This window comes from Pedobacter sp., from assembly GCF_041662865.1.
In the GTDB taxonomy this organism is placed as follows: domain Bacteria; phylum Bacteroidota; class Bacteroidia; order Sphingobacteriales; family Sphingobacteriaceae; genus Pedobacter.
The window spans coordinates 38,186-48,389 of sequence record NZ_JBAZRL010000024.1 but is presented as its reverse complement, the minus strand read 5'-3'; the positions used below and the strand labels follow the sequence as shown (position 1 = coordinate 48,389).

The following is a 10,204-nucleotide window of genomic DNA, read 5'->3' as shown; positions in this document are numbered from 1 at the left end:
GAAACGATGCAAAAAATCATTTCTAACATTGAAGATAACAGTTATCCTTTCCATCCAGAGAAATTTTTAAAAGCAAATTCAGATAGTTTCTTAAGCGATGCAGTTTGCGATTCTGCTTGTTTTCTTTCTAAGCAAACGAATGCTGTGGGTATCGTTTCAATGACACTGAGTGGTTATACTGCTTTTGAAATTGCTAGTCACCGACCAGAATCGCCAATATTTATTTTTACAAGTAACGAAGCATTATTAAATACGCTGAGCTTGGTTTGGGGCGTTAGAGGCTTCTTTTATGATAAATTTGAGAGCACCGATAATACTATTACTGAGGTTAACGATTTCTTGAAAAAGAAAAAACTAATTAAAAAAGGTGATGTAATTATCAATACAGCTGCCATACCAATGGAAGTTAAAGGCAAAACAAACATGCTTAAAATTACAGTTATAGACTAAATCTAACCAAATATAATAATGAGATGCCCTCGCTTTGCTTGGGCATTTTTTGTTTTCAAGAAAAAGGGAAAGATGCGAGAGTGGTGGAAAGCAAAAAGTTGTGGAAAGCTTTTTTGATTTTTGCCTGTAAACATATACTAGTTGGAAGAGAATTTAAGTTCTTATTTGCTTCGTGTTAAGGTTATATTAAGACCATAATAAATCCGCATCTAGTCCGCATTATTACATAACAACGCGGACTAGATGCGGACTTACTATTAAGATGACCTCAACTTAACCTTAATTTGTTCACCTTGCTAAACGAGTTTTACGCTTGATCCAGAGTGCTCGAATGAGCCAGTTTGGAAAGCAGGTTTACCGGCAACGTTATCGAGGGTTCGAATCCTTCTTTCTCCGCATTTTACTTTCGCTATTTAATTAAATATTAATCGTATTTTTCCTATCGAAATGAAGATTTTAATTACTAGAAAGATACCTCAAAAAGGAATTCAATTACTTGAAGAAGCAGGACATACGCTTACAATTCATTCGGAGACAGTTACGTTGACAAAAACAGAGCTGATCAACTTAGCGAAACAGCACGATGCAGTAGTAAGTGTAGGAGGAAATCAATTAGATTCCAATTTTTTTGAACAATGCAACCATTTAAAATGCATTGCTTTAATGAGTGTTGGTTATGATAATGTGGATATTAACGCAGCAAATTTGTATAAAATACCTGTTAGCAATACATCTGATGTGCTAAGCAAAGCTACTTCTGATATAGCTTTTTTATTAATGCTTGCCGTTTCTCGTAATGCATTTAATATGCATAAAAAAATTGAGCAAGGTAGTTGGAAAAATTTTGAACCGACTGCAGATTTAGGTATTGAATTATACGGTAAAACCTTAGGTGTTTTTGGCTTAGGTAGAATAGGCATTGAATTAGCAAAAAAAGCTAAGGCAGCTTATGAAATGAAAATTATTTATCACAATAGAAAACGAAACGAAGAAGCGGAAGATTTAATAGGTGCAACTTACGTTTCTTTTGATGAGCTATTAGCGCAGAGCGATGTTATTTCTATACATGCCAATCTATCTGACGAAACTCGAGAAATCTTTGATAAAACAGCTTTTTCGAAAATGAAGTCATCTGCACTGTTTATTAATACGGCAAGAGGAGCGGTACATAATGAAAAAGATTTAATTGAAGCTATTCAGAGCAAAACCATTTGGGGAGCGGGTTTAGATGTAACCAATCCAGAACCAATGGATAAAACCAACCCCTTACTTAATTTGCCAAATGTGTGCGTGCTTCCACACATTGGTTCTGCGACAGTAGAGACTAGAGATCAAATGGCATTAATGGCAGCAAGAAATATTATCGCTGCATTAAATAATCAAAAAATGCCACAAGTTATTAATAAGGAAGTTTACGACTAGCATTGTAAATTTTTGCCTAAATGTATTATTCCTAATACGTTGAAATCAATAAATAGAAAACATCTTATTTTTATCGCATAAGAAAATAAATTATGAATAAATATTTACTTACGGCATCAGCAATCGTACTAACGTTTGCTGCCAATGCCCAACAAGGTAGTCTTACCGCAAAGGACTATGAAAGAGCCGAGAGCTTTATGAGTTACAATACTGAAAAATTTATTGATGGAACGCCAGGAAGATTAAACTGGTTGGACAATGATAAATTTTGGTATACAGTAAGAAATCAAAGCGGAAATCAAACTTTTTTGGTAGATCCAAGTAAAAAAACAAAAACATTAACGACCGAATATACGGCTGAAACTGCTCCTGCACAAGGTGGAAGACGCTTTGGCAATAGAAATGAGGTGGTTTCGCCCGATGGCAAAAAAGCAGTATTTATTAAAGACTGGAATTTGTGGGTTAGAGATGTTGAGAGCAAAAAAGAAACACAATTAACTACCGACGGCATTAAAAATTACGGTTATGCAACTGATAATGCTGGTTGGACAATGAGTGATGGGCCAATTGTTCGTTGGTCACCAGATTCGAAAAAAGTAGCCACTTTTCAACAAGACCAAAGAAATGTGAGCGATATGTATTTGGTAACTACTAATGTTGGTGCGCCAGTTTTAAAAGCTTGGAAATATCCTTTGCCAGGCGATAAAGTTATTGCTACGATTAGAAGAGTAATTATCGATGTAGAAAATGCAAAAGTAGTTAGCTTAAATATCCCTGCAGATCCGCATAGAGCTACATTAAGTGATGATATCGCAAGTAGCGGTACTTTCGATGATATCGATTGGAAAGCAGATGGTTCTGAAATGGCGTTTTTATCTACATCAAGAGATCACAAACAAGAGAAATTTCGCATTGCGGATGCTAGCACTGGAGCTGTTCGCGAAGTATTTGAAGAAACTGTGAAAACACAATTCGAATCAGGACGTGGTGTAATCAACTGGCGTTATTTACCAGGTTCGAAAGAAATTATCTGGTATTCTGAAAGAGATAATTGGGGACACCTTTACCTATATGATTCCACTACAGGAAAACTAAAAAATCAAATTACAAAAGGCGATTGGTTAGTTTCAAAATTGCTTAGGGTGGATGAAAAAAATAGAGTGCTTTATTTTATGGGTAACGGTAGAGAGCCAGGAAATCCATATTTTAGTTATTTATATAAAGTGGGTTTTGATGGTAAAAATCTTACCCTATTAACCCCAGATCAAGGAAATCACACCATTACTTTCTCTCCATCAAATAACTATTTTGTAGATACGTATTCTACCCCAGAAACACCTGCAACAATGGCTTACAGAGACATGAAAGGGAAATTGGTAACTAGTTTAGAAAAAACAAATGTTTCGAGATTAGCAGCTACAGGCTGGAAGGCTCCAATTTCAGTAAATGTAAAAGCGGGTGATGGTACAACAGATATCTATGGCTTGGTATTTACGCCAACCAAAATGGATGCGAATAAAAAATATCCAGTTATCGATTACATTTACCCAGGTCCACAAGGCGGAAGTGTAGGTAGTTGGTCGTTTTCAGCATCGAGAGGTGATCATCAGGCATTAGCCGAATTAGGCTTTATCGTAGTGGTAATTGAAGGCACAAGCAATCCTTTCCGCTCTAAAAGTTTCCACGATATGAGTTATGGTAACATGGCAGAAAATACGCTGCCAGATCAAATCGCAGCTATTAGACAATTATCTAAAACATATCCGATTGATACTAATAAAGTAGGTATTTGGGGCCACTCGGGAGGCGGTTTTGCAACTGCAGCAGCGATGTTCCGCTACCCAGATTTCTTTAAGGTAGGTATAGCTGAATCAGGAAACCACGATAACCGTAACTATGAGGATGATTGGGGCGAACGCTACAATGGTTTAGTAGAAAATTCTAATTATGAAGCTCAAGCAAACCAAAACTATGCTAAAAACCTAAAAGGAAAATTAATGCTAGCACACGGTATGATGGATAATAATGTGCCACCATCTAACACCATGTTAGTAGTAGAAGCTTTAGAAAAAGCTAACAAAAGTTTTGATTTAGTACTTTTTCCTAATAGTGCACACGGTTATGGTCCATACTCATCGTACATGATGCGTAGACGTTGGGATTATTTTGTACAAAATCTATTAAATATGGAACCACCAAAAGATTATTTGTTAGATGGGGCACAAAGACCTAGAAATTAATATTACATAGTATTGAAAAAAACGAAGCCATCTTTCCTATTAGAAAGATGGCTTCGTCATTTAAAAAGTAGCAATAAGAAATGTTAAGGTCTGTTAAAGTTTTAATACCCATCTAATTAAGATTTAATTTAGCATAGGTGAATTAAAACAATGAAAACCCTTTTTATTTTAGCATTTCTTTTATTTTCTAATCAGCTTTTTGCACAAAATGTAAATGGGTATGTGCTAGATAGTACAACAAAATTACCTATCCAACATGTACAGGTTATTACTAAAAATACTACTGCATTTACAAATGTTGCAGGAAAGTTTAGTATAGGCGCTCTTAAAAATGGCGAAAAGGTTAGTTTTAGAAGTATGGGTTATGAAACGTATGAGTTAACTATTAATAGTTCAACACCTAAAGACACGCTCAGAATTAGCCTTAAATCAACTACAATTAGTTTAAAAGAAGTAACTATTAGAGCCGCTAGAAATTATAAGCTAGATTCTTTAAATCTTAGAAAAGAATATGCGGCGGTATTTAATTACAAAGCACCTAGTTTTAGTGATATTTTTATTCAAAAATCACCATCCTATAAATCTCCATTTTCCAATATCAATCCAAGTTCAACAGCATCTATTGTTAGTGTAAATTTTTTACAAGTTTTGAGTTTGTTAGGTAAAAACAAAACACCAACTTCTAAACTAAAACAAACTTTATTGAAAGATGAAGAACAGAATTATGTAGATTATGTGTTTTCGAAAGAGAAAATCGAATCGATTACACATTTACAAGGAGATTCTTTGCAAAATTTTATGCAACGCTACCGACCAACAATTCAAGAAGCAAAACGCCAAAATGAATATGAAATAATCCTTTACATTAAAAAGAGGTATGCAGAATTCGTAAAACCATAGTACTGAATTTACTTAGCATTATCTTCATCTGATGAGTTAGGTAAATTAACATGAGCCGCAAGTCCATAGCCTTTTTGTTGTTCAATTTTATCATCCAAAAACATCAAATGATTAAAGAAATGATAGGAATAAGGAAAGAAATAAAAAACCAGAACCAAAAATTTCTACCCATGCTTTTTGCGAAAACTCCGGCAACAGTTTGCGGAATTAGCATTACACATAATAAAAGTAATTCGGGCATAAATTGATAGTTTAGTATAGCAAATATAAATAATAGTTAAATTAGCTATTATATTAAACAAACGATGGACAAAAAAGGAAGAGTTATACTTACAGGCGCAACAGGTATGGTCGGCGAAGGCGTGCTATATGAATGTTTGCACAGTCCAAAAATAGAAGCTGTTTTGGTTATCAATCGTAAACCCTGCGGATATAGCCACCCTAAATTAAAAGAGATTATTCATCAAGATTTTTTCGATTTATCTTCCATAGAAAATCAATTAACAGGCTATGATGCCTGCTTTTTTTGCTTAGGTGTATCTTCTGTTGGGATGGCTAAAGATTTGTATTTCAAATTAACTCACACGCTTACATTACATGTAGCTCAATCATTAAGCAAGTTAAATACCAATATGACTTTTTGTTATGTTTCTGGGTCAGGTACAAACAGCAGCGAACAAGGCGGCATAAATTGGGCAATTGTAAAAGGTAAAACCGAAAACGATTTAATGAGATTGCCATTTACGCAAGTATTTAATTTCCGACCAGGGATTATAAAACCAATCAAAGGATTAAAATACTCACATAAATTCTATAAATTTTTCATGTGGCTGTTCCCTATTTTAAAAACTATAAATAAAAACAGCTTTGTAGCTCTACACGAAGTAGGTTTAGCCATGATCAACACTTTAAAATCTGATAACGAGAGAAGAATTTTAGAAGTAAAAGATATTATCGAATTGGCACAAGAATAGGTTATGAAAAAGCACCAGTGTTACCTGATGCTCTGTTAATTATTCTCCTCTTTTCCGTTGATTGTCTTTATTTGAGGTTTGATCTGACCGTTGCCCACCGGCATTACTAATGCCATTTTCCTTTTTATCCAATTTGATATTGTGAGTTGCCCTATCTGCTTTTGAACCACCCTGTACTGTTGGGTTGTTCTTTGGTGTATTTACATTTTTCATGACATATATTTTAGGTTAATACTATGTTGAGCGATGTTAATATAACTCTTCAATTAGGATATTGTTTTAAGAAATTTGAATGTCCTTGTAAGCTGGAGTATCACTAAACGAAAAAAGACCGCCTTTTATAAGGCGGTCTTCCTTAATTAACAAGCGCAGTTGCGCCATCGCTAACTTAAAATTTAATACCTAAACCTAATTGAAATACTTGGTTTTTATACTCAGGAGTTTGTGTACTTCCGTTTTCGTTATTTTTCTGGAAATCCAAAGCATAACGACCGTTGATGCCAACTTTATTGCTAAAGTCATATCTAAATCCAATTACACCACCTACTAAGCTCTTTTTAAAACGGTCTGCATCATCTTCTACAATTTGTTGCTCAGCTGTACCAAAACCATTCTCAAATTTATTATTAGTAGATAATAAGAATGATACTTGCGGACCAGCTACTACATTTAATCCTTCAGCTAATTTAATGCTAGCTAAAATAGGAATATCAATAAAATGAGTAGTTTGAGTAAAATCGCCAAAAGTAGAGCTAGATTTGTAACCTTTAGTAGAATATAAAGCTTCTGGAGTAAAAGCTAAATTAGGCAGTAACGGAATATCTAACGTGATACCTGCATGGTAGCCCACTAAATAATCGGTTTTAAAATCGTTGTTTCCATCGTCTTTAATAATGTTAGAATAGTTAGCACCCGCTTTAATACCTAATCGGATAGCCTTGTCTGTTGATTGTGCATTTGCAACGCCTGTTATAAACAAGCCAATTGCTAGAATAATTATTTTTTTCATCGTTTTTTACAATTTTGATTTCTTACCCTTAAGGAATAAATATGCCAAAATGATTTAATGGGCACTAAAAATTTTAAAAATACATAGTTATAAATTGACTACGAGCCATTTAATACATGTTTGGGCTTTTATTAAAGCAAAATGAAGACCGAAAAAATACCCACTTAAGTGTATCAAATTTAATACAATAACTCGCTCATGACTTGGATTATCTATTTAATATTTAATATTGGCGATTATGATTATATGCGCATCTGCTGCATTAAGCTTAATATTTTACTTAATTTTATACCCAATCTACAATCGTAAGAAATGAAAAAATCACTGTTTTATATCCTAAGTATCGCGACCGGCCTAATTACAACCCAAGTAAAAGCACAACAAACACCTTATATTGAACTATTAAAACAAGAGCCAAAATGGGTAGACTCAGTATTTAATAAGCTGAATAAAAAACAAAAAATAGCCCAGATGTTTTTTGTTGCCGCTTATACCAATAAAAGCAAAGCGTTCACAGATTCGATTGGTAAGGTAATTAGGAGAGAACGCATAGGTGGATTAGTTTTTTTCCAAGGAGGTCCAGGTAGACAAGCAGCACTAACCAATAAATATCAAAAATTAGCTCGAGTACCATTATTAATTGCCTCAGATGGTGAGTGGGGTTTAGGGATGCGTTTAGATAGCACAATTGCATATCCTTATCAAATGGCATTAGGAGCAGTTCAAAATAAAGAACTGATCTATAAAATGGGTTTAGAAGTAGCCAAAGACTTTAAACGAGTGGGCATGCACATGAATTTAGCTCCTGATGTAGATGTAAATAACAATGCAAAAAATCCAGTAATTAATTACCGTTCCTTTGGCGAAAACAAATATAATGTTGCCGAAAAAGGTGCAGCTTACCTAAAAGGAATGCAAGATGGTGGACTTTTAGTAAGTATTAAACATTTCCCAGGTCATGGCGATACTGATGTAGATTCTCACTTCGATTTACCTCAACTTAAATTCACCAAAGAGCGATTAGATACGTTAGAAATGTATCCATTTAAAGAATTAGTAAAAAAAGGCGCAGCTGGTGTGATGATAGCACACATGAATATTCCCTCGTTAGATGCAACTCCAAATATGCCTTCAACTTTATCTAAACCAATAGTTACCGGCATCTTAAAAGAAGAAATTGGTTTTAAAGGCATTATTATTTCTGATGCAATGGGTATGAAAGGCGTAGTTAAATATTTTAAAGATGGCGAAGCCGATGTAATGGGGATCATCGCAGGGAATGATATTTTAGAATTATCAGAAAATAGCAAAAGAGCGGTTAAAATGGTTCGTCAGGCGATAAAAGACCAGCGTTTAACAATGGAGCGCATTGATGAAAGTGTAAAGAAAATTCTGACTGCTAAATATTGGGCAGGTTTAAATGTAAAACAAACCATTAAAGAAGATAATGTAGTTGCAGAAGTAAATCGCCCAGAGAGTATGGCGCTTTTACAGCAATTAGCTGATGCGAGCATGACTTTGCTAAAAGGAAGAGAGTTTGTACAACAATTAACCCCTAATAAAAGAACAGTAATTATAAATATCGGAACTCCAGATACAACTGTTTTTCAAAAGGAATTGTCTGGTACCTATAAAAATTCGATTGCTTTTAGCTTAGAAAAAACTGCCAACGCTAATTCAATTGCAAAAGTATTATCAGAAATTCAGCCAGAAGATCAAGTAATTATTAGCATTGTAGACACACGTTTAAGACCTGGAAATGGAATGGTTTTAAGCGCAGATTTAAAAATGTTTATGACAGATATGGCTAAAAAAGATGCAGCATTTGTATTACTAGCTAATCCATATAATTTAGCTTCTATGCCAGGATTAGAAAATGCAAAGGCACTTTTAGTAGCGTATCAAAAGGAAGATTTCATGCAAAAAGCTGCGGCATCAGTATTTAAAAATCAATTAATGCCAACTGGTAAATTGCCAGTTTCAGTAAACAATTTCTTTAAATATGGTGATGGGCTATAAAATAAAAAGGGAAGCACTTGCTAAAAGTGCTTCCCTTTTTATTAATAATAGTTACTACTAATATTTATTATTTTCAGGTTGTAACGCTGCGTAATTCCAGTTTTTCAAAAAATCAGTAATTTTTTTTACGCTATGACCATTTCCTTCTTCTAAATACGCAGAGTTTTGCGTGTGAATTAGTTTGCCATCGCCATCTAAAATTAAAAATACTGGGAAACCAAAACGACCAGGATAATTGAATTTTTTAAGAATAGCCTCGTTTTTGTTTTCTGGGCTCCAGTTCAATAGAACAGTCTCATAATTTTTATTTAGAAGATCTTTTAACTCTGGTGTAGAATCAACTAAATCGTGAAAACGAATACACCAAATGCACCAGTTTCCTCCAACCTGAACAAATACATGTTTTTTTGCTGCCTTAGCTTTTGCAACGGCAGCATCAATATCTGCTTGTGCATTAGCTTGTGGGTTGTAAAGATGAACAGCAGGTTTTGTTGCGGTTTGTGCGAAACCTGCACTAGCAACAAACAACGTAAAGAATATAAGAAGTAATCTTTTCATAATTAAAAGTATAATTTTGCCTCAAAATTAAAGAATAAAATAAAGACTAGTGTTTTGGTAGGGTAAAATTATTGTTGAAAAACCGCTTTCCAACTCTAAAGATTTAAACGTACTTTGGGTTAAGTATTTTAATATGCCAAAACCACTCAAAATTCTTCAAGCCTCTGCAGGTTCTGCATTTCGCAATTCCACTCCTTTGGAGGGGTGCCTGAAAGGCGGGGTGGTTATTAATGATGTTTCAATAAAGTTAAATCCTATTTTAGAACTTCCATATAATCTAAATTTAAAAGAAAGAGCAAAAGCATTACGCCAAGCTAGAAACCTGCCAGAAGCTTTATTTTGGATGCAGATAACAAAAGGAAGATTTCATCAACTTGATTTTGATAGACAGCGAATAGTTGGAAACTATATTGTAGATTTCTATGCCAAAAAGCTAAATCTAGTTATAGAAATTGATGGCGCAAGTCACGATGATAAAATAGAATACGATAAAGTAAGAGCCAATTATTTGATTTCATTAGGTCTACGAGTTTATCGAATTACAGTAGATGACGTGATGAGAAATATGGATTTTGTATTAATGGGATTAGAAGATTATATTGTAAAAGAATATGGGGTAAAAGGATAGAGTC

At 34.1% G+C, this 10,204-nt stretch carries 10 protein-coding genes; 7 read left to right on the top strand and 3 right to left on the bottom strand.

Annotation, left to right across the window (positions count from 1 at the left end):
* The 5 genes from WC622_RS09860 to WC622_RS09840 form a co-directional block, all read left to right on the top strand.
* Window positions 1–450: pyruvate kinase alpha/beta domain-containing protein (locus tag WC622_RS09860; protein WP_372819523.1), on the top strand; the 450-nt coding region annotated here is incomplete at its 5' end.
* 447 nt (window positions 451–897) lie between these two features.
* On the top strand, window positions 898–1,872 hold the full coding sequence (locus WC622_RS09855; protein WP_372819522.1) for a 2-hydroxyacid dehydrogenase: 975 nt from the start codon (window positions 898–900) through the stop codon (window positions 1,870–1,872).
* Window positions 1,873–1,964: 92 nt separating this feature from the next.
* Window positions 1,965–4,112 (top strand): DPP IV N-terminal domain-containing protein, encoded by a 2,148-nt coding sequence (locus WC622_RS09850; protein WP_372819521.1) that lies wholly within the window; start codon window positions 1,965–1,967, stop codon window positions 4,110–4,112.
* Window positions 4,113–4,262: 150 nt separating this feature from the next.
* Window positions 4,263–5,012 carry a carboxypeptidase-like regulatory domain-containing protein gene (locus WC622_RS09845; RefSeq protein ID WP_372819520.1) on the top strand — a complete coding sequence of 250 codons (750 nt, stop codon included), beginning with the start codon at window positions 4,263–4,265 and terminating at the stop codon, window positions 5,010–5,012.
* Between the two features lie 305 nt (window positions 5,013–5,317).
* On the top strand, window positions 5,318–5,986 hold the full coding sequence (locus WC622_RS09840) for an NAD-dependent epimerase/dehydratase family protein (RefSeq protein ID WP_372819519.1): 669 nt from the start codon (window positions 5,318–5,320) through the stop codon (window positions 5,984–5,986).
* Between the two features lie 39 nt (window positions 5,987–6,025).
* On the opposite strand, the gene WC622_RS09835 is transcribed toward WC622_RS09840, so the two are convergent.
* The gene (locus tag WC622_RS09835) at window positions 6,026–6,199 is read right to left on the bottom strand and encodes a hypothetical protein (protein ID WP_372819518.1); all 174 of its coding nucleotides are present in this window, start codon (window positions 6,197–6,199) and stop codon (window positions 6,026–6,028) included.
* Window positions 6,200–6,374: 175 nt separating this feature from the next.
* Window positions 6,375–6,995: a porin family protein gene (locus WC622_RS09830; protein WP_372819517.1), complete on the bottom strand. Its 621-nt coding sequence runs from the start codon at window positions 6,993–6,995 to the stop codon at window positions 6,375–6,377.
* 312 nt (window positions 6,996–7,307) lie between these two features.
* Here WC622_RS09830 and WC622_RS09825 point away from each other — a divergent pair, with 312 nt between their 5' ends.
* On the top strand, window positions 7,308–9,014 hold the full coding sequence (locus WC622_RS09825) for a glycoside hydrolase family 3 protein (RefSeq protein WP_372819516.1): 1,707 nt from the start codon (window positions 7,308–7,310) through the stop codon (window positions 9,012–9,014).
* A 57-nt stretch (window positions 9,015–9,071) separates the two neighbouring features.
* Here WC622_RS09825 and WC622_RS09820 read toward each other — a convergent pair whose 3' ends face one another.
* Window positions 9,072–9,572, bottom strand: coding sequence for a thioredoxin family protein (locus tag WC622_RS09820; RefSeq protein WP_372819515.1), 501 nt, complete (start codon window positions 9,570–9,572; stop codon window positions 9,072–9,074).
* A 133-nt stretch (window positions 9,573–9,705) separates the two neighbouring features.
* Between WC622_RS09820 and WC622_RS09815 the strand changes: the two genes are divergently transcribed.
* Entirely contained in the window at window positions 9,706–10,200 is a 495-nt protein-coding gene (locus tag WC622_RS09815) for an endonuclease domain-containing protein (RefSeq protein ID WP_372819514.1), read from the top strand.
* Window positions 10,201–10,204 lie beyond the last annotated feature (4 nt).